This is a genomic window from Cutibacterium granulosum (genome assembly GCF_900186975.1).
Lineage (GTDB): Bacteria > Actinomycetota > Actinomycetes > Propionibacteriales > Propionibacteriaceae > Cutibacterium > Cutibacterium granulosum.
Genome location: NZ_LT906441.1, coordinates 1151297 through 1176816, shown reverse-complemented (window position 1 = coordinate 1176816; position 25520 = coordinate 1151297). Strand labels below are relative to the sequence as shown.

Here is a 25520-nt window from a genome sequence, read left to right as displayed (position 1 = left end):
TCGCGTACCGAATCTGGATCAGTGGAAGGAGTCACCACAGGCGCAGGTGCTGGTGGCATTGGGGTTGTCGATGGTGAAGCCCTGCTTCTCGATGGTGTCCATGAAGTCGATGGTGGCGCCGGAGAGGTAGGGGGCACTCATCCGGTCGGTGACGACGTTGACGCCGTCGTAGCTCTTGACGATGTCGCCGTCCAGCTGACGCTCGTCGAAGAACAGCTGGTATCGCAGCCCGGAGCATCCGCCCGGCTGGACGGCCAGACGCAGGGCGAGGTCGGTGCGCCCCTCCTGCTCGAGCAGGGACTTCACCTTGGCGGTGGCTGCATCGGTGAGGATGATGCCCTGGGTCTCTGTCGTGGTGTCGGTCATATCTGTCTCCTGTATGGACGGTTGCGAACCCGTCCTGGTTGAGGATGGAACTGCATGTTTTCAGCTCTGGTGACGGCACCGGCCGAGGAGATCGTCTCCCGCGTCCCATCTGCAGTCACGTGGCGTCCATCGTAACCAGACCACACTGGAATGGCCAGATCCCAAGGGACGAAATCACTCGTATCGCGTTCAGCCGAGTACCGTCCCATGACGTTGAGGGCCGTGGCGAAAAATGCACGCCACCATGACAGGTGCGTCGCGGACAATCCCTCGACAGCACCAGGTGCCACCGAGGACGGCTGGACCTGTCACCAGCACCAGGTACGCGCAACCGGGAGCGTACGAGCAGTGATCCACTGTGGGTCGACGGCCACCAGCTGAGCCTCGGGATCCAGAACCTCGCCCTCGAACAAGGCCTGGGCGTCCTCGATACCGGTCTGTCGCAACTCGCGCGACGACGCGGTGACCGATCCGGCAACGACGATGACGGGAACCATGTGCCCAGCTGCCAGTTGGGTCACCGTCGTGACGACCTCCCCACCCATGGTGCCGAAGTTCAACTCAGTGCATCCCGTGACGACGAGGTCGGCAGCATCCATGGTGGCGGCAGCATGGGCGTGTTCCATGAGCAACGCAGGGCCAGTGCAGACTCGCCCGCCGCGTGCCATGACGGCCATACCCAACCCACCAGCCGCACCAGCTCCCGGTGTCTGGCCGGAGGAATCGTCGCCCGTGAGCTCTCCTGCCCATTCGCACAGCTCGCGATCCCTGCGCAGCATCTCGTCTGCGTCCATGAGCTCGGCGCGTCCTTCGGTGGAGACCACCCCGCGCAGACCGGTGAGCTGGGTCTCGGCATCTCGACTGTTCACCACCAGTGTCGTGCGCTCCAGCCAGGAGTCACCGGCCTCAACTGCTCCGCGTCCGCCGTCTCGCCACGGCACCTGCCCCAGCTCCAGGACGATGTGTTCATCAGGGCTCGTCAGCTCATCCACGACATTCGCCAACACCGCCGAGGACTCGTTCCACCGCCGTTGGCCCAGGTCGGGCAGCTCAGGACGTATCAGCACCTGCCCTGCCGCTCGAGCCACGGTGACGTCAATGTCATTGCCGCTCAAAGCATCTGCCTCACCACAGGAACTTCTGGAGGAAGGTGCCCGGGCAGGAGTGGTCTGCCCGCCATCACCGACCACCTCGTCGCCGACGAGAGCAGAGCCGGAAACCACAACGTGCTCCAGACGCGCGTGATGGGCATCTGCCCATGCCTGGGAGAACCCTGCACCGCACACGCCCACCGGAACGACGGCCACCTGGGCGTCAAGCTGACTCCATGCCCTCCCCAACGCAGTACCGACGGTTGCCGAGGAAAGCTGCCCCCAGCCGTCGGTCACCACGAGAACACGCACGGGTCAGCCCGGGATGAGCCCGTCGCGAGAGACGTTCTCATCGAGCCACACGGTGATCTCGTCGATCGTGGAGGAGATGTCGGGGATGATGAGGTCGGAGTCCGTGACGGTGGCCTCGGACACGGGCTTCCCATGAGTACGCACCCGGTTGACGAGTTCGGTCAGAGCGGCGGTGAGAGCGCTCTGGTCCGCGGCGTCAACGGCCTTCTCCACCTTGGCGTCGATGACGTTGAGGTCTCCGAGCTCACTCTCGGGCACCTCCCACTGGCCCTCACCAACAATCCGAACGATCATCAGTGATCCCCTCCTGAGGTCTGCGATCGGTTCCCAGCGCTCGAGCCGGATGGGCCAGCCTCCAGTTGTTCGGGCTGGCTGCCATTCTCGATCGCAATTTTCTTCTTCAGCTCGGCAAGGTCATTCTCGACGGCCGAGGAACTCGCGAACTGGTTGAGTTCTCGGTCGATGTCATCGCCGCCCAGACCGGTGACATCATCGATGACGCCGGTGGCCATGAGTTCATCGACGGCACCGGCCCGGGCCTGGAGCTGCATCGTCTTGTCCTCGGCACGCTGGATGGCCATGCCGACGTCACCCATCTCCTCGCCCAGACCGCTGAAGGCGTCATTGATGCGGTTCTGGGCCTCAGCCGCAGAGTAGGTGGCCTTGAGGGTCTCCTTCTTGGTGCGGAAGGCGTCGACCTTCGCCTGCAGGCGCTGCTGGCCGGCAATGAGTTTCTCCTCCTGTTCCTGCAGGGAGGCGTACTGATTCTGCATCTCCTGAAGCTGCGTGGTGACCTCACCCTTGCGCCGCAGTGCCTCGCGTGCCAGATCCTCACGTCCCTGTTCCAGTGCGCGTTTCGCCTGGTTCTCGAGTCGATCGGATTCCTGGGCGAGCTGGCGCATCCGCAGCTCCAGACGCTTGCGGCTGGTGGCCACGTCGGCAATGCCGCGACGGACCTTCTGCAGCAACTCGAGCTGCTTCTGATAGGAGTAGTCCAAGGTGTCACGCGGGTCCTCGACCTTGTCGAGAGCCTTGTTGGCCTTCGACCGGAAAACCGTGGACAGCCGCTCAAAAATACCTGCCATGAGTGGTGTCGGATCCTTCCCCTTCAATGCATGTCGCAGCGCCAACGTCACACGACGTCGAGACGACGACACGTCAAGCCTACGGGACGGGCAAACCCACCGAGGCAGTGGCGTGTCGTCAGGGCAATTGTGGCACGACACGCCCTGGGCTCCACACACTGTGCTCCACACACACTGGGCCCAACATCGGAATCGTTGCCGTGGGACGCGTCTCGACGGCGCCCGTCCCCACGCCGTACAATGGCAACTCGGCCCGTGCACGGCCAGCTCTCGTCGACGTACGACGGCAACCATCGGACACGTCCAGACATTGGCAGGGCCGATGCGCCAGACCCGGCACGAGCCAACCAACACTGCACATCGACCCAACACACCGACATCGAGGACGACCGTGGGACTGTTCCGCCCCTATGAACAGGGCCAGACCAAGACCGAGACCGACAGGTCCTCCCCCAAGGAGGCAGCGGCCCCAGAACCTGCCTCCTCGCAGGATGAGCATGCCGAGACGAGTGGCACCTCCTCAAACCAGTCGACGAGACGAGACACGTCAGCGGGACAGGGCAGTGCCGCCTCCAAGGCTCACCAGCCCAAGGGCGCGCCAACCCCCACCAGGGCCGAGGCCGAGGCCGCGCGCCGGGAACGGCTCAATCCCTCCCTGTCGCCCAAGGAGCAGCGTCGCCGCGACCGTCGCGTACGTCAGGAGAAGCGTCTGGAGGCCATGCAGGCTGCAGAACGACGCCCCGAACGTGGTCTCATCCGCGACTACGTCGACAGTCGGTGGACGTTCAGCGAGTTCCTCATGCCGGTCTTCCTCATCGTCATGGCGGTGTGGCTGGCCATCCTCATCTTCGCCCCCCGGGCCATTGCAGCGGTCAACCTGCTCTCCCTGGCCATGCTCGTGGCGATGCTGGGCTGGATCATCGATTCCTGGCGGCTGTGGGCCGGCGTGAAGAAGCAACTCAACACCAAGTACCCCGGAGTCTCGCGCAAGGGTCTGCTGAGCTACCTCAACAACCGTGCCATGACCCCACGACGGTGGCGCAACCCCGTTCCTCGGGTGGAGCGTGGGTCACACCGGAGGGCGTGAGACTCCGCCCAGAAATTCATGGAACAACAATCCTTGGAACACCTCGGTGCAGCATGGCCGGTCCGGCACTGGTGCGTGCCATAGTGGTTCACCGCTGGCCGATTTCCGCGATCGACGGGGCGTCAAGACCCGCCATCTGCTTGCTTGGACAGCATGGCTCTGATTGGGTGAATCCATGAGTTTCTCGTGGTTGCTGTCCCAACCCCACCCCTCCGTGCATTCTGCCGAGGATCTGGCCCAGATCGGTGCCAACCAGTCCTTCGAGACCCGTGAGGAGGCCGAGGAATGGCTGAGCCAGGCGTGGCCGGAACTTGAGGAGATCGGGGTGGAGGCCGTCACCCTGCTGTCGAACGACGAGACCGTGTACGGTCCGATGCCTCTGTCACAGGGATGAGGGCCGTCTCCAACCGGGACGTGCGCGAGCACTGTCCCAGCGAAGCATCCAGTGACCAAGGGACCTTGGCATCGCGGCTGGCCGTGCTGCCGGGCACCAGCTGACAGCTCACTTACTTGTGCAATTTTTCACAATCAGCAGTCACGAGGTATGTGGATCGTATCCACATTCACTCCAGTCCACTAGGCTGGCGTCGATCACCCCGCATCGGTGAGCGCTCACCAATGCCTCGTTTGGCGAGGATCACCGCACGGGGACGTCGCGACTGCTCGCAGCGCTCGAGTGCGATCATGTGTCATCTGAAAGGATTCATCCAGTGCCCACTTCCGTCCACCTTCCCGTCACTGCCCGTCCCGCACTACGTGTGTCTCGATCCGCATCGGGGGCCGACGTCGTCGTCGCTGCCCTGATCGGTGCCGAGGGGTCAGCGACTGCGAAGATCGTGGGACTGGCTCCACGAGCCGTCAAGGAGGCCGAGACGTCCCTGGGCACCGACTTGGCGTCTCTGGCCATCCGGATGGGTGGCTCCCCCAAGCCGGGAAGCACCGCCGTCCTGCCCTGGAAATCCGGCTCCCTGATCCTCGTCGGTGCCGGTGAGACTGCCCCCGCCGATGAGGATCTGCGCCAGGCCGCCGGCTGGGGCGTGCGAGCCGCAGCCGAGTTGGCTGGGGACAAGGGCGTCAAGGTCGCCATCGACATGGGTATTGGATCTGCCGAGGGCGTGCGCATCGCCGCCGAGGGTGCACTCCTGGGCGCGTACCACATTTCCCGGATCACCGAGTCCGAGTGCGTCGACCCCATCGCCGAGGTGACGATCGTCTCCCAGGCCCGTGGTGCCAAGCCCGAGCTGCGCAAGGCCGAGATCATGGCAGACGCCGTCTTCCTGGCCCGCGACTGGATCAACACTCCGGCCAATCTGCTCTACCCCGAGTCATTCGCCACCTCCGCGACCGAAGAGCTGGGCGACATCGCCAACCTCTCTGTCGACGTGCTCGACGAGAAGGCACTGGCCAGTGGCGGCTACGGCGGCCTGTTGGCCGTGGGCAAGGGGTCCAACCGCAAGCCCCGTCTGGTTCGTGCCGACTACCACCCCGAAGGCGCGTCAACCACCCTGGCGCTCGTCGGCAAGGGCATCACCTTCGACTCCGGTGGCCTCAACATCAAGACCGCCGATGGCATGTACACCATGAAGTGCGACATGGGTGGAGCCGCTGCCGTGCTCGCTGCGATCAAGGCAATCGCTCGCCTCGAACTGCCGATCCACGTCATCGGCTACGGCTGCATGGCCGAGAACATGCCATCCGGCAAGGCATGGCGTCCTTCCGACGTCGTCACCATCCATGGCGGTCGTACGGTGGAGAACTCCAACTCCGACGCCGAGGGACGCATCGTCATGGCCGACGGCCTGGCCCGCAGCACCGAGGACAACCCCGACATGGTCGTCGACATCGCCACCCTCACCGGAGCCTGCATGGTTGCCCTGGGCACCAGCTGGGCCGGTCTCATGACCTCCTCCACCGAGGCTGCCGACACCCTGCTGGACGCCTCGGAGGCTGCCGGCGAGAACTTCTGGGAGCTGCCCATCACCGACGAGGTGCGCGAGGGGCTGCACTCCGACATCGCAGACACCAAGTCGTCCGGGAGCCGTGCCGGTGGTGCCATGGGTGCCGCGGCCTTCCTGCAGGGATTCGTGAGCCCGCAGGCCGACTGGGCCCATCTGGACATCGCCGGGCCAGCATTCAATGAGTCCAAGGCACACGACTACACCCCCTTGGGCGGCACCGGATTCGGGGTTCGGACGCTTGTTCACCTTGCGGCGAACCTGGCCTCGTGAGAGATACTGCACATTTTCGGTCGGGAAGCTAGGCTGAGTTCATACATAGCGCGGCTTGCGAAGGAGCTCCACACTCATGTCGACCGAAGTAACTCTTCCTGCCCTCGGTGAGTCGGTCACCGAGGGCACCATTTCCCGCTGGCTCAAAACCGTTGGCGACACCATCGAGGCAGACGAACCACTGGTCGAGGTCTCGACCGACAAGGTCGACACCGAAGTCCCCTCCCCCGCCACCGGCACCCTGCTGGAAATCCGCGTCCAGGAAGACGAGGACGCCGAAGTCGGCTCCGTCCTCGCCATCATCGGCGAGCAGTCCGAGGTGTCGGGTTCCGACTCCCCCGCCGAGCCGGAACCTGCTGCGGCCAGCGATCCTGGTCCTGACCCGTCCGCCCAGCAGGCCTCGACGGACCCTGCTGGAACGGCCAACGGTACCGAGGTGACTCTCCCCGCTCTGGGGGAGTCGGTCACCGAGGGCACCATTTCCCGCTGGCTCAAAGCCGTTGGCGACACCATCGAGGCAGACGAACCACTGGTCGAGGTCTCGACCGACAAGGTCGACACCGAAGTCCCCTCCCCCGCCACCGGCACCCTGCTGGAAATCCGCGTCCAGGAAGACGAGGACGCCGAAGTCGGCTCCGTCCTCGCCATCATCGGCGATGCCTCAACCGTCTCGACTGAGCTGCCCACAGCCCCCCAGCCCCCAGCCGCCGAACCGGAGCCCAAGCAGGAGGCGCCCGCCCCCGCACCGGAGGCCACGTCCGAGTCCGCTGCCCCGGAACCGCCGGCTTCCGCGCCGGCCGCGTCTGCCACCAACGAGGTGGCCCCACGTGCCACCGACCCGTCCTCCACCGTCTACGTCACCCCGCTGGTGCGCAAGCTGGCACGTGAGAACAACGTCGACCTGTCCACCCTCACCGGCACTGGCGTCGGCGGACGTATCCGCAAACAGGACGTGCTGGACGCCGCCCAGGCCAAGGAGTCGTCATCGGCACCGGCTCAGCCGGCCACCGATGCACCTGCTGGCCCCGCTGCTGGGTCGGCTCGCTCGGCCGCCCAGGAGGTCTCCCCGGAGGCTGCCGCCCTGCGTGGCACCACCGAGAAGATGAGCCGCCTGCGCAAGGTCATCGCCTCGCGCATGGTGGAGTCCCTGCAGGTCTCCGCCCAGCTCACCGCGACCGTCGAGGTGGACATGACTGCCGTCTCGCGCATCCGCAGGGCCGAGAAGAATGCCTTCAAGGCTCGTGAGGGGGTTGGCCTGTCGTATCTGCCGTTCATCACCAAGGCCGTCGTCGAGGCGCTCAAGCAGAACCCGAGGTTCAACGCCAACATCGACACCGAGGCCGGGACGATCACCTACGGTGCCTCGGAGAACATCGGCATCGCCGTGGACACCCCGCGTGGCCTGCTGGTGCCGGTCATCCGGGACGCCGGTGACCTCAACATCTCCGGCCTGGCCCACCAGATCTCCGATCTGGCTGCCCGTACCCGCAACAACGAGGTCACGCCCGACGAGCTGGCCGGTGGTACCTTCACCATCACCGATTACGGCTCGTACGGCGCCCTGTTCGACACCCCGATCGTCAACCAGCCCGAGGCTGCCATCCTCGGCACCGGGGCCCTGGTGAAGCGTCCGGTCGTCGTCACCAACGAGTTCGACGAGGACACCATCGTCATCCGCGACATGATGTACCTCTCACTGTCCTACGATCACCGCCTCATCGACAGTGCCGTGGCCGCACGTTTCCTCTCGAGCATCAAGGCTCGCCTTGAGGAGGGCGACTTCTCCGGAGAGTTCTGAGAGGTCCAAGAAGCGTTGGGGCTCGGGACGGTTCACACGTCCCGAGCCCCAACTGCTGTCTACTCAGAACAGCAGGTCGAGGATCTGGTGTCCCAGCTCACGGAATCGAGGATGGTCCGTCGAACGGGGACGCGGCAGGTCCACCTCGATGTCGGCGACGACGTGCGCCGGACGCGGGGAGAAGACGACGACCCGGTCCGAGAGCAGCAGGGCCTCCTCGACGTCGTGGGTGACCATGATCCCGGTGAACCCCTGTGCCTGCCAGAGATGCTCTATCTCCTTCTGCAGGGTGGACCGGGTGAGCGCATCGAGCTTACCCAGCGGCTCGTCGAGCAGCAGCACCTCCGGGCTCGTCACCAAGGCACGTGCCAGGGAAGCGCGTTGGGCCATGCCGCCGGACAGCTCCGACGGTACGGCATTGCGGAAGCCGTCCAGGCTCACCTTCTCGAGCATGGCGTCAACCCGTCGCATCCACTGCGGGTCCTTGGCGTGCCCCTGGATCGTCGGACCCAAGGCGACATTCTGCTCGACGGTCATCCACGGCAGCAGGGTCGGGTCCTGGAAGACCAGCCCACGGCGTGGGTCCGGGCCGGTGATCCGGTACCCGTCGACGTAGATGTTGCCCGACACCGGAGCCTCGAGACCAGCTATGAGCCGCAGCAGGGTCGACTTGCCCGAACCCGACGGCCCGACCAGGCTCACGAACGTCCCCGGCCGCACCGACAGACTGACGTCGTCGATGACAGGCAGTGGGGTGCCGTGGTTGAGGAAGGCATGCGTCACATTGAGCACGTCAACCGCACCGGTGACGGCAGTACCTGCCCGATCGGGTGCCGATTGATCTGATGATTCCACGCTGGTCTGCGCCCGAACATCCTCGGCCGGTTCGGAGGAGTTCGCAGCAGGGGTCTGTGATGTCGTGAGGTCTTTTACCATCGGGTGAGGTCCTTCTGCCAGGCCAGGACACGATTACGGATGGCCAGTTCCACGGTGAGCAGGGTGCCGCACAGGATCACCATGATGGCGATCGCGGAGTACATGGCCGGGTAGGCGCTCCACCCCTTCTTCCAGTTGATGTACCAGCCGAGACCGGAGTTCACACCCAACGTCTCGGCAATCGTCAGGGTGACGAAGGCGGTGGGCAGTGCCATGAAGATGCCATCGAAGATGTTGGGCAGGGCAGCTGGCAGGCTCACCTTGAGCACGAGGAACTTCGGGGAGGCCCCCAACGTCTGGCACACGTCGAAATAGCTCTTGGGCACCGATCGAATGCCGGCGTTCGTGAGCACGGTGACCGGGAACCAGACCGTGATCGAGATGAGGAACACCGCCGCCCAGAACGTGTTGGGGAACATGAGGAAGACGATGGGGATCCATGCCAGGGTCGGCACCGGGCCGATGTACTTGACGATCGGGTTGAGCCAGTAACCGGCCTTGCGCGACCATCCCATCCACAGGCCGGTGAGCAGGCCGAGCACACCGCCGATGAGCAGGCCGAGGAACAGCAGCAAGGTTGAGTTGCCGATGGCCTGCCCCAGCAGGACTCGGTCGGACCAGGCTTCGGTGAGCAGCTGGCCGGGCGGGGGCACGTAGGGCGGGCGCAGGACGGCGAACTTGGCGGTGAGCACGTCCAGGGCAACCGTGACGACGCCCACGGCGATCCACCACGGTGTCCACCTGCCGAGGAATCGGGACACGGACAGCCGCGCACCGTGCGTGGCCCCAGCGGCCAAGGCCCACAGCACCCCGAAGATCACCGCCACTGCGCCAGTGATCACGGCCAGTGGCACCTGGCCATGCACGATGAACTCGGTGGTGTCCGGGGTGAGCAGGATGACGAGCGTCGTCGCCACCCACAACGCCACGTTGACACCAACGGCCACGTGGCTCGCCTTGCGCGCCCTGTGACGCCGGGTGAGTTCATCGATCACTCGCGTGGAATGGACGATCTCATGGTCCCGTGAGGCCAGACGCGTCGGATCAGCTCTCCCCGTCGCCGACGACAGATCGGTCGTCAGCGACGGGGTTGCAGCGGATTCAGTCTGCGCCGTCACCAGTCCAACCCCAGGGTTGTGAACGATGCGTCCACCAGCTGCTGCGGATCGGTGTCCTCACGCAGGTAACCGGTCTTCTTGAACTTCTTGACGCCCGGCAGCAGGGCGTCCTTGAGCCTGGTCACCGACGGTTCCCAGGAGTACGTCTTGAGCAGCCGCTCAATGGTGTCGACGTCACCGGCAACGCTCTTGGTCTCGACCTCGATCTTGGCCACCTCGGCCTCATGACCCTTGACGTAGCGCGCACCGCGGCACCAGGCCTCGACGAGTTTGCGAGCCAGTGGTGTCTCGTTCTTGACGAAGTTGCCGTTGAGGGCGGTGCAGCAGCAGAACTCCTGGGCATTCGTGCCCTTCATGTTGCTGGAGAGCTCCACGCCGTACCCCTTGAGCAGCGGCAGGTAGGCGATGGGGTCGGAGGTTGCGATGGCGTCCACCTCACCGCGTTTCAGGGCATCGGCCAGAACCGACGGCTCCATGACCTTCCAGTTCACCTCCTTGGCCTCGGGCAGCGGGTTGATGCCCGCGTCGAGCAGATCCATGGAGAAGAACATCGTCGCCGAGGCGTGGAGGTTGGGGATACCGATCGTCGCGCCCTTGAGCTTGGAGACTTCGGTGAACTTGGAGTCCTTGAGGACGATGAGACGCAGGCACCCACCATGGAGCCCGGCAACGAATTTGACGTTCTGACCCTGTTCGACCGGTTTCAGCCAGGAGTAGAAGATGCCCGAGGAGGCGTCGTACTGGCCCGATCCCACGGCAGCCTTGATGTCCTCGTCACCGACGGTACGTTTGAGCGTGACGTCGAGTCCGGCGTCGTCGAAGAAGCCCTTCTCCTTGGCCACGATCGATGGGGCATCACAGATGTCACCGCCATAGATCAACGTCAACGGGCGATTGGCCACCTCGCCTGACGCACTCTTCCTGCCCTTGTGGTACGCGACGGGCGCACCAATGCCCACCCCGACCAGCAGGCCAGCGGCAAGTCCACCGCCCACTCCGGCGAGCACAGAACGGCGACTCACCGATCCTGAATCGTGCTGGGAGTCCTCAGCCTGAAGCTTGGCTCCCGAGGGCAGGGTCGTGGCTTCATCCTGAGCAGGGCTGGACGCATCATGAGAGCTGGAGTGACCAAGGTTGTCGGGTTTCTCGGAACCAGAATCTGGCTGGGTCATACCGTTCCCCTTCCATAGCGATATGGAACATCAACGTGCCCACCAGTGCACCTATTCCCATGGGCATGCACGTTTTTGCTCGCAGGGGACAGCGCAAGGACACCTCGGTGGTGTCGCCACGATCGCGGGGCTTCGGGAGATTCCCGACAACACCCTGCAAAGTCTCAGGAATCTGGGTATGTGAGGAGAAACTGATTCAAGCAGTGGGGGGCTCAGAAGGGTTCCGTGTTTCGGGGTAGTTCCTTCTTCATCGCGTCCAGAGCTTCCTCGACGATGTTGAGCATCGCTGCTTGGGCAGCATCGGGATTTCGGGCGGCAACGGCATCGGCCACCTCACGATGCCATGCGATGGCCTGCAGATTTGGTTCGAAGGGCATGAGTTCGGTACGGCCTTCCAGCAACGACGACACCGAGTGCCGCAAAGTTGCGAACATCGGGTTGTCGCTGGCACTCAACAAGGTTGAGTGGAACTCCTCATCGGCGATGAGGTAGGTCTCCAGATCTCGCATCGCAGCGGCCTGGGTCATTCGTGTCACAGCCACGGACATGGTGATGCTGTCCTGCTGTGTGGCACGGGTGCAGGCCATGGCAGCTGCCACCGGTTCCACGGCCGCTCTCAACTGGCTGATCCATTCCAGGGTCTGCGGGCGACGTCGTCCCTCCAACCCCCACCGGATCACTCGTGGGTGCAGGACGTTCCAGTCGCTGCGTGCCGAGACGAGGACACCCACCCGGCGACGTGGCACGACGAGTCCCAGGGACTCCAGCACCCGCATGGCCTCACGGGAGACCGATCGGGAGACGTTGAACTCAGTGCCAATGTGGTCCAGCCGCAGGACGTCACCCGGCTGCAGGTGACCGTTGACGATGCGTCGCCCCAGGGAATCGACGACATCGACGGCAAGTGAGTGAACAGCCATGGCGGAATGGTACCGGACTGCCACCACTCGGATGATCGTGCCCTACAGATCGTGTCAGCTTGATGTCGCGATTGAGATCATTTTTAACGGGCACACCTCTTGTATTCGTATGATTTTTTGGATTACCCTGAGCAGGTCAATGATGACTGGTCCAAGGAGGATCACCATGAGTGCACCCACATGTCGCCCCACCCATGTCGCACTGCCCATCGTCGTCATGGGAGTGTGCGGCGCCGGAAAGTCCGTCATCGGGGCGCAGTTGGCCGATGTGCTCGGGCTGCCCTTCCTCGACGGGGACGACCTGCACCCCGCAGCGAACGTCGCCAAGATGTCCCGGGGGCTCTCCCTCACCGATGAGGACCGCAAGCCCTGGCTGACTGCCGTCGGATCCTGGTTGACCGATCACCGCAGCCCTGGTGCCGTGACGGCCTGCTCGGCCCTCAAGCGCAGCTACCGTGACCAGCTGCGCGCTGCCTGCCCCGACATCGTCTTCATTCATCTGGCCGGCGACCAGCACATCGTCATCGACCGGGTGGCATCCCGCCCGGACCATTTCATGCCGCCAAGCCTTGTCGCCTCGCAGTACCAGACCCTGGAGCCGCTGCAGGACGACGAGACTGGGATCACCCTGAACTTCGACCAGCCCGTCGACGATCTCGTGCACGCCGCCAGACAATGGCTGGGAACCGCAACCGCGGCATGATCGAGACGGACGCGGCCTGACGTCCTCGTCCGGCCGAGACCATCGATCCCGCCTCAATCTCCACCAACCACCCCACGCCCCCGCACCGCTCACAGAGGAGCACCTCATGCCAATCGCCATGGCCACCACGACGCCGACCTCGCCGGGGTGGCAGCTCATCACGGCAGCCCTCATCGGATTCGCCGTCATCGTGCTGCTCATCACCCGATTCAAGTTGCACCCCTTCCTCTCCCTCACGATCGGGGCGCTCACCGTCGGCGCCATCGCTGGCATGGGCATGGAGGGGATGCTCGCGTCATATTCCACTGGAGTCGGGACGACGGTGGCCTCGGTGGGCGTCCTCATCGCCCTGGGAGCGATCATCGGCAAGCTTCTGGCCGACTCCGGGGGCGCGGACACCATCGTGGACACACTGGTCGGCAACACCAACCCCCGGGCCATCCCGTGGGCCATGGCTCTGGTCGGCGCAATCATCGGTCTGCCGATGTTCTTCGAGATCGGCCTGGTGCTCCTGGTGCCGGTGATCCTGCTCACCGCGAAGAAGTCCAGGCTGCCACTCATGAAGGTGGCCATCCCGACCCTGGCCGGTCTGTCGACGATGCATGCCCTGGTACCGCCGCATCCTGGCCCGCTGGCTGCGATCGGGCTGCTCAAGGCCGACCTCGGCACCACACTGTGGATGGGCATCCTCATCGCCGTCCCCACCGTCGTCATCGCCGGACCGCTGTTCGGCAACCTCGCCGCCAGATGGGTGCCCGTGTCTGCTCCAGACCTGTTCACCTCCTCAGATTCCGAGACCTCCGTCGGCATCGCTCCACGCCGACCGGGCTTCGTCATCACCCTCGTCACCGTCCTGCTGCCAGTCGTCCTCATGATGGGCAAGGCACTGAGTGACATCCTGGCCGCCGAGGGCAGTGGAGTACGCATGGCATTCGACTTCGTCGGTCAGCCCATGTTCGCCCTGCTGCTGACCGCGCTCATCGCGTTGTTCACGTTGGGACACGGTTCGGGAATGACGCGTGAGCAGATCAGCGCGTCGGTGGGGGCATCCCTGCCGCCGATTGCCGGGATCCTGCTCATCGTCGCTGCTGGCGGTGGATTCAAGCAGGTGCTCATCGACACCGGTATCGGCACCATGCTCGCCCAGTCGATCCTGGGTTCCCGACTGTCCCCAATCCTGCTGGCCTGGGCCGTGGCGGTCGTCATTCGCCTGGCCACCGGGTCGGCAACCGTCGCCACGGTGACCGCAGCCGGCATCCTGGAACCGGTGGCCGCCGCCCTGCCACCCACGCATGCCGCCATGCTCGTGCTGGCGATCGGTGCCGGGTCGGTGTTCTTCTCCCACGTCAATGACGCCGGATTCTGGCTCATCAAGGAGTACTTCGGCATCTCGGTGGGTGAGAACATCAAGACGTGGTCGCTCATGGAGACGGTGCTCTCGGTCGTGGCCCTGTGCCTCGTCCTGCTGCTGTCGCTGATCATCTGATGCACCACCTCCCACCCGCCCTGTTCCACTGACCGATCGTCCTTCGGCACTCCCACCGCCGAGGGCGGTTCCTCCGACCACCTGACCCACGACATCGACTTCGAGCAATCACTCGCGAAAGGAATCACCATGGCCATTGGCATGATCGGTCTGGGACGCATGGGCAACCACATGCGGTCCCGGCTGCGCAGCAAGGACATCGAGACCATCGGCTACGACATCGACCCCGAGGTGAGCGACGTCTCCTCCATCGCGGAGCTCTGCGACGGTCTGGGCAGCGGGCCGCGCGTCATCTGGCTCATGCTGCCCAACCAGCTCGTCGACGAAACGATCGAGACCCTCGTCCCGTTGCTGCGTGCCGATGACATCGTCATCGATGGTGGCAACAGCCGGTGGACGCTGGACGCCCCACGCGCCGAACGACTCGCCGCCCATGGCGTCTCCTACCTCGACTGTGGGGTCTCCGGTGGTGTCTGGGGCGAGACGAACGGCTACGGGATCATGATTGGTGGCCCGCAGGAGGCAGTACGCACGGTGTGGCCGGTGCTGCAGGCGCTGGCTCCCGAGGACGGCGGTCTGGTGCACGCCGGCGGGGTGGGTGCCGGACACTTCGCCAAAATGGTGCACAACGGCATTGAGTACGCCATGATGCAGGCCTACGCCGAAGGCTACGAGCTGCTGTGCGCCGACTCCCCCGTCACCGACGTGCCCGCTGTCTTCGACGCATGGCGGCAGGGAACGGTCATCCGCTCCTGGCTGCTCGACCTGTGCTCAACCGCTCTGGCGGACGAACCGGATCTGGCATCGATCCGCGGCTGGGCCGACGACTCGGGCGAGGGACGGTGGACGGTCGAGGAGGCCATCGACCGTGCCGTCCCCATGCCTGCCATCTCGGCCGCCCTGTTCGCGCGTTTCTCGTCGCGTCAGGACGACGCCCCGGCCATGAAACTCATCGCCGCCATGCGCAACCAGTTCGGAGGACATGCCGTCCACAACTCGTGAGTACGCGGTGTCCTGGTGGCTGGTGCCAGATGCACCTGTCTGGGTGCAGCAGAAGGGCACGGTTTGCCTCACGGCGAACCCCCCCGCTCGGAAAACCTTGCGTCCACTCATCCCCTGCGCCGGCGCGATGCCACGTCTGCTGGAGGTGCAGTGGCCTGTCTCGAGTTCTCCCCACGACGAAATCGCGTCGCTGGCAGTACCCCATGCTGCGAGGATCACGTGACTAGGATCGATACGTGAGCGTCAACGAATTCATCCCCACTCAGCAGCCCGGAGCAGCCGATCACGCTGGAACGGCTCGTCATGAATCTGGCGGCACCGTGGCAGCAGATCGCGCAACCTCGCCACTGGGCGCGCCCCACTCAGCCCAGGGAGCGGTGAGGCACCCGGTCGGACTGGATTTCGAGTACCTGGGCCTCACCGACACTCCCCCCACTCGGGGCGAGTACCGCGCCACGTGGGATCATCAGCGGCAGGTGCACGCCCAGGTCAGCTCACACCAGCGTCCCAACACCGTCATCTACGTCGAGCACGATCCCGTCTACACCGCAGGACGGCGCACTCGTCCCGAGGCCTACCCCTTCGACGGCACCCCAGTGGTGGCGGTGGACCGTGGCGGTGAGATCACCTGGCACGGCCCCGGCCAGCTCGTCGGCTATCCCATCGTCTTCCTGCCGCGCGGGATCGGCGTCGTCGACTACGTGCGACGGGTGGAGGAGGCGATCATTCGGCTGCTCACCCACTACGGCCTGCACGCCGGACGGGTACCGGGGCGCACCGGGGTGTGGTTCCCCTCCGACGGTCACGGGCCGGAACGCAAGATCTGTGCCATCGGCATCCGTGTGTCACACCAGACTGCCCTGCACGGGTTTGCCTTCAACGTCGATCCCGACACTGCCGGGTTCGACAACATTATCCCGTGCGGCATTGCGGACGCCGACGTCACCACCCTGGCCAGGGAGCTGCGTCGCCTGCACGGACCAGACGCCGACGTTCCCACCCTCGTCGAGGTGGCCCGTCACCTCGAGCCGATCCTCACCGAGATGATGTCGTTCGAACCCTACGAGATGAGTCCGGACATCCCACGTCGCCCGCACCCGCAGTTCCTGCATCCCATGGGCGAGTGACCGCCCGGTCAGGTTCCTCGTAGTCCTGTCGCGACTCATCCGTCGCGACACGCATTCCGCAGATCGGCGAACTGTGCGCGACATCTGGGGTGGGCGGGCTGGTGAGGATAGACTCGCCCGCGTGAGTGTCGAAGCTGACGGACGCAAATTGCTGCGCGTCGAGGTCAAGAATTCCCAGACCCCGATCGAGAACAAGCCACGATGGATCCGCACCACCGCCACGATGGGCCCCGAGTACCGGGACATGCGCAATCGCATGGTCAACGCCGAGCTCCACACGGTGTGTCAGGAGGCCGGATGCCCGAACGTCTTCGAGTGTTGGGAGGATCGCGAGGCCACCTTCCTCATCGGTGGCGACAAGTGCACTCGACGCTGCGACTTCTGCCAGATCAACTCCGCCAAACCCGAGGGCTACGACGCCGATGAACCACGGCGAGTTGCCCAGTCCGTCGCCCAGATGGGACTGCGATACGCCACCGTCACCAGCGTGTGCCGTGACGACCTGCCCGACGAGGGAGCTTGGCTGTGCGCCGAGACGATCCGACAGATTCACGACACCAACCCCGAGGTCGGTGTGGAGATGCTGGCCCAGGACTTCTCCGGCAAGCCGGAGCTGCTGGACGTCGTCTTCGCGGCCGGACCCGAGGTGTTCGGACACAATCTGGAGACGGTCCCGCGGCTGTTCAAGCGTATTCGCCCCGGATTCCGGTACGAACGCTCCCTCGAGGCGCTGAACCGGGCCCATGACGCCGGACTCATCACCAAGTCCAACCTCATCCTGGGAATGGGTGAGACGCGCGAGGAGGTCTCGGAGGCGATGGCCGATCTGCGCACGGCCCACACCGACCTGCTCACCATCACCCAGTACCTGCGCCCCTCCAAACTCCAGCACCCCATCGACCGCTGGGTGACGCCCCAGGAATTCGATGAGTTGGCCGAGGAGGCTGAGGAACTGGGATTCGCCGGAGTCATGAGCGGACCCTTGGTGCGCTCCTCGTACCGCGCCGGGCGGCTGTACCGTCAAGCCATGGCTGCTCGTGGGGAGAAGCCCGTCACCATCGTCACCGGCTACCGGAACGGCACGGCTCCAGCCCCGTTCGCCGAGAAAGACTGAGCCAGGATCGCACACGTTCGTGACGGCATGCGCTGTGGGGTGGGACGCCGCGTCGAGCCCCGCAGCGCATGTCGCCAGATCCCCTCACACTGGAGCGACACATGTCACTACTCCGACCGAGCTGGCAGTCCACTGTGGCCCGGTTTCGCTGACGATGCCCCATCACCAGAGCCCCAGCTGTGTCACCTCATGAAGCACCCCGAACTGCGTCACCTCACCGCGTGAAGCACTGCCGAGCTGACAATTCCTGCTGACCACGTGCGGCAGCTACTCGCTCGTCAGCTGTCACGACCTTCTCCACACCAATGCCTGCCAACCGCTCGTCCGGCCACGTGCAGCATTGTCGTGAGTGAATGCGAGTGGCGGCGGGCACAGCCCACCGCCACATCAGTGCATGCCGTGACGAGCCAGCAACGACTCACCACGGTCGTGTTCAGTTGTTGTAGTGCGGTGCCTGGTCGATCTGCAGCTCGGCGTACTTCGTCTCCGGTGCGGAGATGTGGTACGGCTTGCCGGACTGCTTCCACACCAGGTCTGGGGTGCAGCGGACGTTCTGTCCCTCGGCCTCCAGAATGATGAATCCCCAAGCCAGACGACCTTGTTGACCTGCGGGCAGGGTGTAGGGCCCCACCTTCTGGTTGAGTTTCCAGTGCACCTCGTGCACATAGGTGAACCCGAAGGTGTTCGTCATGATCTTGGCGAGTTCACCCTCGCCCTTGACCTTGGCGGACACCTTGAAGGCCTGTTCCCGGGTCTGGGTGACCGTCTGGGTGACGGGCACGTCGACACTGTCGTGGTTGGCGACGCTTGCCGCATCGGTCTGCTTGAACCATCTGTCCCGGGCCGTCACGTAGGCACCGGTGTCACCAGGGGTCGAGCATGCCGTACCCGGCTTGTAGTCGTCATTCCAGCGTTGGGGCAGCTCGAAGTGGATGGCGTCCTCACCAGGTGCCGCGTCGGTGTCCGCAGCCTGTGCTGGGCTGGCGGCGAACGGCACCATGCATGTCGTGGCTGCTGCCAGAGCCGTCACGACTCGGACTCCAGCTCTCCCGAGGACGGTCATGCCTCAGGCCCCCAGCTGGTCGTTGTCACGAGTGCTGATGGCCACGTGACGCTCCTTGGGCAGAGTGGCGGTGAAGTGGTCGCCCTTGCCCTGCCAGGTGTGATCGGCGCCACACACCGTGTGCTCACCCTCGAAGTCGGAGACGAGCCAGCCGGCCTGCAGCACAGCGGTCTTGCCCGGAGCCAGGTTGTAGGGCCCGATGGTCTCGCCGACCTGGAAGGACTGGGAGCTGGAGTAGGAGGCCGAGATGCTGATGTGGATCACGTCGAGCAGTGGGAAGTCGACGCCGACCGAGACGTTCCAGTCGCGGGTCTTGGTCTCGGTGACGCTACGAGTCACCGGAATGGGCTCGTCATTGTAGTTCGAGACGGTCCATGTGCCAGCGGAGCCGTCGAAGTAGGTGCGCACCACCTTGACGGTCTGGCCGGTCTCACCGGGGGTGGAGCAGGAAGCACCGATGGTGGTGGGGTTGGCCGGCTGGGTCTTCCTCGGGTGGGCGGCGCTGGCCGGGGTGGCAATGAAAGCAGTGGTGGCAAGGGCACCAACCACGGCGGTCGACAATGCGGTGGACAGAATCTTCATGGTTTTCCTCCAGGTTTGAAATCGGAATACAAGCCAAGAAAGTAACGACTTGATGAATTATTGGTAACGAATCAGAAATCAGATTGGGTCGGAACAGGAAGTTTCCGGTAATTGTCCGGTGTGACGTCAACCTTACGAGTCGATCCATCCGAGGCGGTGATGACGGCCTCTGCCCAGAAACCCACCGGAGCGCTGGCAAGCGGCTGATTCTTCACTCGGCTGTAGGTGCCATCCTTGCCGCAGCTGATCTCGCTGTACTGCAGCGGTGCCACCGTGGTTCCGTAGTTGACGGTGACCTTCTCCCCCGGCTTGAGGTTGACCGGTTTGAGAGGGGTGCCCACTGGCATGTACGCGCGCTGCGCGGCACCGGCCGACTGCAGCCAGCCCTGTGGAAGGCGACCGCCATTGTCCATCCAGAAGGTGGTGCCGTTGTACTCGGCTCCGACGACGAAATCCGTCACCGGTTTGAACACATAGTCTGCCTTGGACCAGTTGCGGAACTGGGTGGAGTAACCAGCCTTGCGGATCGGCTCGGACACCTGCTTGACGTCATCGGGGTACCAGTGCAGCACCCCCCGCGGCTTGCAGGACTGCCCCTTCGTCGGCCAGGACGGATCGTGCTGCGGTTTGGTGGCGGGAGGGATCGAGGGGGCCTCATGGTCGTCGGCGACCTTCTCCAGGCTGGGACCGACCCAACTGTTGAACCGCTCGGACTCCTTCATGGGACGGGAGTTGGCACCTGCAGTGCGGGACGGAATCTTCATGGCCTGGTCGGAGATGCTGCCGTCCGCCTTGATCTTGTAGACGAAGGCGTACCGCTCGGCAGGCCCCCTGCCGCGGATGACGTTGGCGCTGCGCTCGTTGACGATGTGCCCACCATCACAGGTGAGGAACATCGAGATGAATTCCTTCTCAACAGTTCCGTACTCGACACGGATCGACTCACCGGACTCCAGATCGAACGGCCCGAAGGTCTCACCCTCGATCCAGCCGTTGGAGAGCTTGATGCCGATGTCAGACTTGGCAGTGGTGTTCCATCCCGAAGGCAGGGCGGCAGCCGAGTTGGCCTCGATCTTGTGGTTGACCCCCGTCTCCACCGTCGCAGTGTAGGGAACCTTCTGCTTGGTGCGGTTGGTGAACTGGATCGTTCCGTCACTGAGGTAACGACGACCGGTCTCACCGTAGTGCCATTCCGGGTAGCCATCGGCATGTGCCTGCTCGGCCGAGCACTTTTCGTACAGATGCGCGATGGGATACCCCTGGGGCATCGGGGGAACGTCAGCCTGCGCGGCAGGGGCAAGGGCTCCAGCCGCAGCAATGAGACTGGTGGTAACCCCTACGGCCATGAGAGTCGTGTGACGTCGGGATCGTGTGAGCTTCTTCATGAGTGACCTTCTGAGACGAGATGGGCGACGAGGACACCTTGCACTGAGGGCATGACGAGAAGAAGAACAACCACACTTTCTGGAAAAGCTCATCAGCCCGTCACGCCTGCTCGGTAAAAATACTAGGTAGCCACCACCAATGCTGTCAACCATGCGCAGATCCCCGGCAGCATGACTTTCAGCAGCCCGATTCAGCACCGTGACAACCAGAGAATCATCCCCACCTCATTTCCGAACAGCACCATCTGGAATTACCTGACACGATCCCTTGACATCGGGGGCCAACGTCTCCACCGAACCGGCTGGCGTGCACTGGCCTCATAGCGCGGTAGGCCCTTGCTACACGCCGAACGGGGTACAATCGCCACGCGACTGTCTGCCCACCAGACCGTCCACGACCACGTCGAGCAGCGAACACGTCGAGAATCGGGAGCCGCCCACCATGCCCAAGAGCCAGGCCGCCAAGGAACTCGCAGCCAAGCAGAAGGCACAGGCCAAGGCCGAGAAGCAGCGCCGCAAGGAGTCGTCCAATCCCAAGGATTGGGGGACGATGAAGCAGCTGAAGGAGAGTTTCAAGCTCACCCGTCAGGTCGATCCGTCGGTGATCTGGTGGACCTTGGGTGGCTTCGTGCTGGGCATCGTCGTGTTCCTCGTCATCGGCCTATTCGTCCCACCGCTGTGGCTGTGGATCGTCCTGGGCGTGCTCGTCGGGTTCTCGCTGGGCATGTGGGCCTTCCAGTGGCGTGCCAAGAAGGCGCTCTTCCTGCGTTACAAGGGACAGGCTGGATCCTCCGAGGTGGCCCTGTCGCTGCTCGACAAGAAGAAGTGGACCGTCGACATGGCGGTGGCCTTCACCCGGCAGCAGGACATGGTGCATCGCGTCGTCGGACCTGCCGGGATCGTGCTGGTCGGCGAAGGACGGATGTCCCAACTGCGTCCGCTCATGAACACCGAGACCAGGCGCCACGAGCAGGTGGCCTACGGCACCCCCGTCACCCAGATCTACGTCGGGGAGGGCAAGAACCAGGTGCAGCTCGAGGACTTGGGCAAGCACATCAAGAAACTTCCCAAGGCGCTGAGCGCCACCCAGGTGGACGACGTCAACTCACGCCTCAAGGCCCTGGACGCCATGCGGCCACGAGTCCCCGTGCCCAAGGGGCCGATGCCGACCTCGATGAAGGGTGCCCGCGCCGCGATGCGTGGCCGCTGATCCCGTGGCTGCCTCGAACATCGTCAATGCCGAGCACCTCAGCAAGGCGTACGGTACCCGGATCGTCCTCGACGACCTCTCCCTGGGACTGGCACAGGGCGACGTCATCGGTGTGGTCGGTCGCAACGGCGACGGCAAGTCGACCCTGCTGGGACTACTCACCGGAAGCATCCTGCCCGACGAGGGGAAGGTGACACAGACCAGGTCGACGTCCATCGGGGTGCTCGCCCAGGCCGAGCAGATCGTCCCCGGCCAGAGCGTGCGTGATCTCGTCCTGGACGGTGAACCCGACCATGTGTGGGCGTCCGATCCCCTGGCCCGCCCGATCGTCGAGCAGATGCTGGCCGACATCGATCTGGACGCGCAGACGGCGAACCTCTCGGGCGGGGAGCGACGACGCGCAGCCCTCGTCGCACTCATGCTGGGCAACCACGACCTGCTCGTGCTCGACGAGCCCACCAACCATCTGGACGTCGAGGCCGTCTCGTGGCTGGCCCAACACCTGCGCACCCTGCAGCAGCGGGGCACGGCCATGCTCGTCGTCTCCCACGACAGGTGGTTCCTCGACGAGGTGTGCACCCACATCTGGGAGGTGCACGACGCCACGGTGAACGCCTACGACGGCGGCTACTCGGCGTACACCCTGGCCCGGGTGGAGCGGGAACGTCAGGCAGCGGCCAACGAGGCACGCCGTCAGAACCTGGCGCGCAAGGAGCTCGCCTGGCTGCGCCGCGGCGCCCCGGCTCGCACGTCCAAACCGAAGTTCCGCATCGAGGCCGCCAACGCGCTCATCGCCGACGTCCCCGAGCCGCGTGACAAACTCTCCCTGGCCCGCTTCTCCGCCAGTCGGCTGGGCAAGGACGTCCTGGATCTCAAGGACGTCACCCTCACCCTGCCCGACGGACGTACCCTGCTCGATCACCTCACCTGGTCGATCGGGCCGGGGGAACGTATCGGGCTCATTGGGGTGAACGGGGCCGGGAAGTCCACCCTGCTCAACCTGCTGGACCGTCGGATCGAACCGACCAGTGGACGCGTCAAGCACGGCAAGACCCTGCGGATGGCTCACCTCACCCAGGAGGTGCACGAGCTCGACGGCGACGAACGGGTGCTGGACTCGGTGAAGCGACTCAAGGAGGAGACTCGCCTGGAGACCGGACGGGAGGCCACCGCTGCCAATCTTCTCGAGGAGTTCGGGTTCAGCGGGCAACGACTGGTCACCAGGGTGGGTGAGCTCTCCGGTGGGGAGCGGCGCCGCCTGCAGCTGCTGCGGCTGCTCATCGAGGAGCCCAATGTGCTGCTCTTGGACGAGCCGACCAATGATCTGGACATCGACACCCTGCGCGTGGTCGAGGACTACCTTGACCAGTGGCCGGGCACGCTGCTCGTCGTCTCCCACGACAGGTACTTCCTGGAACGGGTGTGTGACGTCACCTATGCGCTCATGGGCGACGGTTCGTGCGTCCTGCTGCCCGGCGGGATCGACCAGTACCTCGAGCATCGGCGTCGTCGTGATGCCGGACCGTCCAAGTCGGAACGAGCCGGTGCTGCCGAGCACGGCCCGCGGGAATCCGGACCAGACGATCCCGGCAGGAATGGGACTGCGGACGACACACCGCAGGTCAGTGCGGCGCAGTTGCGTCAGATCCAGAAGGACATGGCACGCTACGAGGGCAAGATGGACAAGGCGAAGGCAGCCTTGGACGACTTGTACCAGCAGATGGCCGAGGCAGCCACGGACTACGAGAAACTCACCGACCTGCAGGGGCAGGCCAATGAGGTGCAGGCAGGACTCGACGAGTTGGAGACTGCATGGCTCGAAGCTGCCCAGCAGATCGAGTGAGTCACACCTCCAGAAGTGCGTCACCCGGGCTCACCATGTTTTCGGGTTCAACCAGTGTGGTGAGGTCCTCGGCCGAGTTGTCGAGGACGACTACCGGACAGATCGCCGAGCGACCACCTGAGCGCACCTCATCCGGCTGCCAGGTGATGAGGACGTCACCTGCGCGCACCTCATCCCCCTCGGCGGCATGCATGACGAATCCTGCACCATTGAGCTGAACGGTGTCGATGCCCAGATGGACGAGCACCGTCACGTCGTCGGAGGCAATGACGAACGCATGCGGATGCAGCTTCGCAATCCGCCCAGGGATCGGTGCGACGACATCCTGGCCGCCCGCGCCGATCGGTTCCAGTGCCAGCCCGGGGCCAACGACACCTTGGGCGAACACGGGATCCGGGACATCCGACAGTAGGTGAACGACGCCGGGCATCGGCGAGGTGATCTCAGTCACGCAGATCCTCGATGTCCTCAGCCAAGGTGTCGGCCTCCGGGCCAACCACAACCTGGACGCTCGTTGCCTGAATGACGACTCCGAAGGCACCAGCAGCCTTGAGGCCCTCCTCGTCAACCAGTTCCTCGTCCTCGACCTCGACGCGGAGCCGAGTGATGCACGCCTCCAGGTCGTTGATGTTGTCATCTCCCCCGAGGGCCCGCAGGATCTGTTCCGCCTTGCTCATGACTACTCCTTGCCAAGACATCGTGAACCGCCCTCATTGGCGGCTCGGACGCTGAAGTGATCGCGTCCCACTGAACCCAAGTGGTACAGCAGTACGTACTAAATACGACCAACCAATTTCTGTCAAGACCGTGGCATCCGAGTGCGCCCGATGCCTATTGCCCGCCCCACAGATCGTCGATGTCACTGGCCAACAGATCTGCATCGGGACCGACGATGATCTGTACGCTGTCCCCCTGGACGGTGACGCCGTGCACCCCCAGATCACGCAGGGCAGCTCGATCAACCTGATCGGGCTCGCGCAACTGGCAGCGCAGACGGGTCACGCACGGCTCAATGGAGATGACATTGTCCATGCCACCGATGGCAGCAAGGACCTGCTCGGGTCTTGTCATCGCGCTCCTCCTTGTCGACGAGGTGGGTAGAAGGTTCGTCCCGGACTGGAGATCGGGACCCACAGCTTGTAACGGTCGCCGCGATACCACGACCGGGAGTACGACACTGCTCGGTCATTGGCGTAGGTGCGCCTGGCGATCGCCAGCAATGGGGCACCTGTCGGGACGTGCAACAGACTCGCGATCGTCTCGTCGGCAGTGGCGGACTCGATGGTGTCCTCACCCCAAGTCGGCACCATGCCAGCATCGGCCAGGGCCTGGTACATGCTCTCGGGGACCCCGTGTGAAATGAGTGTGGGGGCCGAGTCCACTGCCACCCAGGTTTTCTCCACCGCCATCGGCACGCCGTCGGCCAGCCGAACCCGGTGGACGAAGTGAACTCGATCGTGGATGGAGATGCCGAGCCATGCGGCGACGTCCGGGGTCGCCAGCAACTGCTCGGCGCGAATGAGACGCGACCCGGGGATCATCCCCCGCTGACGCATCTCCTCGGTGAACGAGGTCATCCGAGCCTGGACGTCCATCTTGGGCTGGGCGACGTAGGTGCCGCTGCCCTGCCGACGCGCCAGTACTGCGTCGGCAACCAATGAGTCGATGGCACGTCGCACCGTCATGCGCGACACCCCGAACTGATCGGCAAGGTCGCGCTCACTGGGAATGGCATCCCCCACGCTGAGTTGGGTGTCGATGAGGTCGGCAAGATGATCGCGAACAGCGACATACTTCATGGCGAGAATTATGACTCATCGACTGCGCCCACGATGCATGACCTCGTTCCAAGGGATCCTAGTGATCTCGCCGGACCCGTCGACAGTCGGTCA

At 64.4% G+C, this 25520-nt stretch carries 26 protein-coding genes; 11 read left to right on the top strand and 15 right to left on the bottom strand.

The window, feature by feature from the left end; genetic code table 11:
- Nucleotides 1–18: 18 nt before the first annotated feature.
- The 4 genes from erpA to CKV91_RS04940 all read right to left on the bottom strand — a co-directional run bounded on the left by erpA (nucleotide 19) and on the right by CKV91_RS04940 (nucleotide 2854).
- Nucleotides 19–366 (bottom strand): iron-sulfur cluster insertion protein ErpA, encoded by a 348-nt coding sequence (gene erpA, locus CKV91_RS04955; protein ID WP_021104452.1) that lies wholly within the window; start codon nucleotides 364–366, stop codon nucleotides 19–21.
- 308 nt (nucleotides 367–674) lie between these two features.
- On the bottom strand, nucleotides 675–1769 hold the full coding sequence (locus CKV91_RS04950; protein ID WP_095140977.1) for a glycerate kinase: 1095 nt from the start codon (nucleotides 1767–1769) through the stop codon (nucleotides 675–677).
- Between the two features lie 3 nt (nucleotides 1770–1772).
- Entirely contained in the window at nucleotides 1773–2063 is a 291-nt protein-coding gene (gene pspAA, locus CKV91_RS04945; protein ID WP_065860700.1) for a PspA-associated protein PspAA, read from the bottom strand.
- Complete coding sequence (locus tag CKV91_RS04940; protein ID WP_065860699.1) at nucleotides 2063–2854, bottom strand: PspA/IM30 family protein; 792 nt, start codon at nucleotides 2852–2854, stop codon at nucleotides 2063–2065. The genes pspAA and CKV91_RS04940 overlap by 1 nt, the downstream gene beginning before the upstream one ends.
- A 391-nt stretch (nucleotides 2855–3245) precedes the next feature.
- Here CKV91_RS04940 and CKV91_RS09800 point away from each other — a divergent pair, with 391 nt between their 5' ends.
- The 4 genes from CKV91_RS09800 to sucB all read left to right on the top strand — a co-directional run bounded on the left by CKV91_RS09800 (nucleotide 3246) and on the right by sucB (nucleotide 7967).
- Nucleotides 3246–3941 (top strand): DUF3043 domain-containing protein, encoded by a 696-nt coding sequence (locus CKV91_RS09800; RefSeq protein WP_065860698.1) that lies wholly within the window; start codon nucleotides 3246–3248, stop codon nucleotides 3939–3941.
- A gap of 175 nt (nucleotides 3942–4116) precedes the next feature.
- A complete protein-coding gene (locus CKV91_RS04930; RefSeq protein ID WP_065860697.1) occupies nucleotides 4117–4335 on the top strand; it encodes a hypothetical protein in 219 nt (72 codons plus the stop codon).
- Nucleotides 4336–4651: 316 nt separating this feature from the next.
- Entirely contained in the window at nucleotides 4652–6169 is a 1518-nt protein-coding gene (locus CKV91_RS04925; protein ID WP_065860696.1) for a leucyl aminopeptidase, read from the top strand.
- 76 nt (nucleotides 6170–6245) lie between these two features.
- Nucleotides 6246–7967 carry a 2-oxoglutarate dehydrogenase, E2 component, dihydrolipoamide succinyltransferase gene (gene sucB / locus CKV91_RS04920; RefSeq protein WP_095140975.1) on the top strand — a complete coding sequence of 574 codons (1722 nt, stop codon included), beginning with the start codon at nucleotides 6246–6248 and terminating at the stop codon, nucleotides 7965–7967.
- A 63-nt stretch (nucleotides 7968–8030) separates the two neighbouring features.
- Here sucB and CKV91_RS04915 read toward each other — a convergent pair whose 3' ends face one another.
- The 4 genes from CKV91_RS04915 to CKV91_RS04900 all read right to left on the bottom strand — a co-directional run bounded on the left by CKV91_RS04915 (nucleotide 8031) and on the right by CKV91_RS04900 (nucleotide 12113).
- Nucleotides 8031–8903 (bottom strand): ABC transporter ATP-binding protein, encoded by an 873-nt coding sequence (locus tag CKV91_RS04915; protein WP_095140974.1) that lies wholly within the window; start codon nucleotides 8901–8903, stop codon nucleotides 8031–8033.
- Entirely contained in the window at nucleotides 8897–10021 is a 1125-nt protein-coding gene (locus tag CKV91_RS04910) for an ABC transporter permease (protein ID WP_231933681.1), read from the bottom strand. Before CKV91_RS04910 ends, CKV91_RS04915 begins: the two co-directional genes overlap by 7 nt.
- Nucleotides 10018–11193: an ABC transporter substrate-binding protein gene (locus CKV91_RS04905; protein ID WP_065860929.1), complete on the bottom strand. Its 1176-nt coding sequence runs from the start codon at nucleotides 11191–11193 to the stop codon at nucleotides 10018–10020. The genes CKV91_RS04910 and CKV91_RS04905 overlap by 4 nt, the downstream gene beginning before the upstream one ends.
- A gap of 212 nt (nucleotides 11194–11405) precedes the next feature.
- On the bottom strand, nucleotides 11406–12113 hold the full coding sequence (locus CKV91_RS04900; RefSeq protein ID WP_036978250.1) for a FadR/GntR family transcriptional regulator: 708 nt from the start codon (nucleotides 12111–12113) through the stop codon (nucleotides 11406–11408).
- A gap of 166 nt (nucleotides 12114–12279) precedes the next feature.
- On the opposite strand from CKV91_RS04900, the gene CKV91_RS04895 reads away from it, so the two are divergent.
- From CKV91_RS04895 to lipA, 5 genes are all read left to right on the top strand, one after another.
- Nucleotides 12280–12816 carry a gluconokinase gene (locus tag CKV91_RS04895; RefSeq protein WP_021104467.1) on the top strand — a complete coding sequence of 179 codons (537 nt, stop codon included), beginning with the start codon at nucleotides 12280–12282 and terminating at the stop codon, nucleotides 12814–12816.
- A 106-nt stretch (nucleotides 12817–12922) separates the two neighbouring features.
- Nucleotides 12923–14302, top strand: coding sequence for a GntT/GntP/DsdX family permease (locus CKV91_RS04890; RefSeq protein ID WP_065860928.1), 1380 nt, complete (start codon nucleotides 12923–12925; stop codon nucleotides 14300–14302).
- 129 nt (nucleotides 14303–14431) lie between these two features.
- Complete coding sequence (gnd, locus tag CKV91_RS04885; RefSeq protein ID WP_021105992.1) at nucleotides 14432–15304, top strand: phosphogluconate dehydrogenase (NAD(+)-dependent, decarboxylating); 873 nt, start codon at nucleotides 14432–14434, stop codon at nucleotides 15302–15304.
- Nucleotides 15305–15624: 320 nt separating this feature from the next.
- On the top strand, nucleotides 15625–16431 hold the full coding sequence (lipB, locus tag CKV91_RS04880; RefSeq protein ID WP_051254910.1) for a lipoyl(octanoyl) transferase LipB: 807 nt from the start codon (nucleotides 15625–15627) through the stop codon (nucleotides 16429–16431).
- A 121-nt stretch (nucleotides 16432–16552) separates the two neighbouring features.
- Nucleotides 16553–17545 (top strand): lipoyl synthase, encoded by a 993-nt coding sequence (gene lipA / locus CKV91_RS04875; RefSeq protein ID WP_065860927.1) that lies wholly within the window; start codon nucleotides 16553–16555, stop codon nucleotides 17543–17545.
- A gap of 433 nt (nucleotides 17546–17978) precedes the next feature.
- Here lipA and CKV91_RS04870 read toward each other — a convergent pair whose 3' ends face one another.
- The 3 genes from CKV91_RS04870 to CKV91_RS04860 all read right to left on the bottom strand — a co-directional run bounded on the left by CKV91_RS04870 (nucleotide 17979) and on the right by CKV91_RS04860 (nucleotide 20575).
- Nucleotides 17979–18608 carry a hypothetical protein gene (locus CKV91_RS04870; protein WP_036978264.1) on the bottom strand — a complete coding sequence of 210 codons (630 nt, stop codon included), beginning with the start codon at nucleotides 18606–18608 and terminating at the stop codon, nucleotides 17979–17981.
- Nucleotides 18609–18611: 3 nt separating this feature from the next.
- Nucleotides 18612–19184 carry a hypothetical protein gene (locus CKV91_RS04865; protein WP_095141081.1) on the bottom strand — a complete coding sequence of 191 codons (573 nt, stop codon included), beginning with the start codon at nucleotides 19182–19184 and terminating at the stop codon, nucleotides 18612–18614.
- Between the two features lie 77 nt (nucleotides 19185–19261).
- Nucleotides 19262–20575 (bottom strand): hypothetical protein, encoded by a 1314-nt coding sequence (locus CKV91_RS04860; RefSeq protein ID WP_021104477.1) that lies wholly within the window; start codon nucleotides 20573–20575, stop codon nucleotides 19262–19264.
- A 442-nt stretch (nucleotides 20576–21017) separates the two neighbouring features.
- Between CKV91_RS04860 and CKV91_RS04855 the strand changes: the two genes are divergently transcribed.
- The gene (locus CKV91_RS04855) at nucleotides 21018–21785 is read left to right on the top strand and encodes a DUF4191 domain-containing protein (protein WP_065860925.1); all 768 of its coding nucleotides are present in this window, start codon (nucleotides 21018–21020) and stop codon (nucleotides 21783–21785) included.
- 4 nt (nucleotides 21786–21789) lie between these two features.
- Nucleotides 21790–23628 (top strand): ABC-F family ATP-binding cassette domain-containing protein, encoded by a 1839-nt coding sequence (locus CKV91_RS04850; protein ID WP_065860934.1) that lies wholly within the window; start codon nucleotides 21790–21792, stop codon nucleotides 23626–23628.
- 1 nt (nucleotide 23629) lies between these two features.
- Here CKV91_RS04850 and CKV91_RS04845 read toward each other — a convergent pair whose 3' ends face one another.
- The 4 genes from CKV91_RS04845 to CKV91_RS04830 form a co-directional block, all read right to left on the bottom strand.
- Nucleotides 23630–24079, bottom strand: coding sequence for a PTS sugar transporter subunit IIA (locus CKV91_RS04845; RefSeq protein WP_095140973.1), 450 nt, complete (start codon nucleotides 24077–24079; stop codon nucleotides 23630–23632).
- Nucleotides 24072–24305 carry a glucose PTS transporter subunit EIIB gene (locus CKV91_RS04840; RefSeq protein ID WP_021104481.1) on the bottom strand — a complete coding sequence of 78 codons (234 nt, stop codon included), beginning with the start codon at nucleotides 24303–24305 and terminating at the stop codon, nucleotides 24072–24074. Before CKV91_RS04840 ends, CKV91_RS04845 begins: the two co-directional genes overlap by 8 nt.
- Before the next feature lie 154 nt (nucleotides 24306–24459).
- Complete coding sequence (locus CKV91_RS04835) at nucleotides 24460–24699, bottom strand: PTS transporter subunit EIIB (RefSeq protein ID WP_021104482.1); 240 nt, start codon at nucleotides 24697–24699, stop codon at nucleotides 24460–24462.
- A complete protein-coding gene (locus CKV91_RS04830) occupies nucleotides 24696–25427 on the bottom strand; it encodes a GntR family transcriptional regulator (RefSeq protein ID WP_021104483.1) in 732 nt (243 codons plus the stop codon). Before CKV91_RS04830 ends, CKV91_RS04835 begins: the two co-directional genes overlap by 4 nt.
- Between the last annotated feature and the right edge of the window lie 93 nt (nucleotides 25428–25520).

Bases quoted from the DNA above. Each gene is read 5' to 3' on its own strand.
- erpA (WP_021104452.1), bottom strand. From the start codon at position 366: ATGACCGACACCACGACAGAGACCCAGGGCATCATCCTCACCGATGCA.
- pspAA (WP_065860700.1), bottom strand. From the start codon at position 2,063: ATGATCGTTCGGATTGTTGGTGAGGGCCAGTGGGAGGTGCCCGAGAGT.
- CKV91_RS04940 (WP_065860699.1), bottom strand. From the start codon at position 2,854: ATGGCAGGTATTTTTGAGCGGCTGTCCACGGTTTTCCGGTCGAAGGCC.
- CKV91_RS04930 (WP_065860697.1), top strand. From the start codon at position 4,117: ATGAGTTTCTCGTGGTTGCTGTCCCAACCCCACCCCTCCGTGCATTCT.
- sucB (WP_095140975.1), top strand. From the start codon at position 6,246: ATGTCGACCGAAGTAACTCTTCCTGCCCTCGGTGAGTCGGTCACCGAG.
- CKV91_RS04915 (WP_095140974.1), bottom strand. From the start codon at position 8,903: ATGGTAAAAGACCTCACGACATCACAGACCCCTGCTGCGAACTCCTCC.
- CKV91_RS04905 (WP_065860929.1), bottom strand. From the start codon at position 11,193: ATGACCCAGCCAGATTCTGGTTCCGAGAAACCCGACAACCTTGGTCAC.
- CKV91_RS04900 (WP_036978250.1), bottom strand. From the start codon at position 12,113: ATGGCTGTTCACTCACTTGCCGTCGATGTCGTCGATTCCCTGGGGCGA.
- CKV91_RS04895 (WP_021104467.1), top strand. From the start codon at position 12,280: ATGAGTGCACCCACATGTCGCCCCACCCATGTCGCACTGCCCATCGTC.
- CKV91_RS04890 (WP_065860928.1), top strand. From the start codon at position 12,923: ATGCCAATCGCCATGGCCACCACGACGCCGACCTCGCCGGGGTGGCAG.
- gnd (WP_021105992.1), top strand. From the start codon at position 14,432: ATGGCCATTGGCATGATCGGTCTGGGACGCATGGGCAACCACATGCGG.
- CKV91_RS04870 (WP_036978264.1), bottom strand. From the start codon at position 18,608: ATGACCGTCCTCGGGAGAGCTGGAGTCCGAGTCGTGACGGCTCTGGCA.
- CKV91_RS04860 (WP_021104477.1), bottom strand. From the start codon at position 20,575: ATGAAGAAGCTCACACGATCCCGACGTCACACGACTCTCATGGCCGTA.
- CKV91_RS04855 (WP_065860925.1), top strand. From the start codon at position 21,018: ATGCCCAAGAGCCAGGCCGCCAAGGAACTCGCAGCCAAGCAGAAGGCA.
- CKV91_RS04840 (WP_021104481.1), bottom strand. From the start codon at position 24,305: ATGAGCAAGGCGGAACAGATCCTGCGGGCCCTCGGGGGAGATGACAAC.
- CKV91_RS04835 (WP_021104482.1), bottom strand. From the start codon at position 24,699: ATGACAAGACCCGAGCAGGTCCTTGCTGCCATCGGTGGCATGGACAAT.
- CKV91_RS04830 (WP_021104483.1), bottom strand. From the start codon at position 25,427: ATGAAGTATGTCGCTGTTCGCGATCATCTTGCCGACCTCATCGACACC.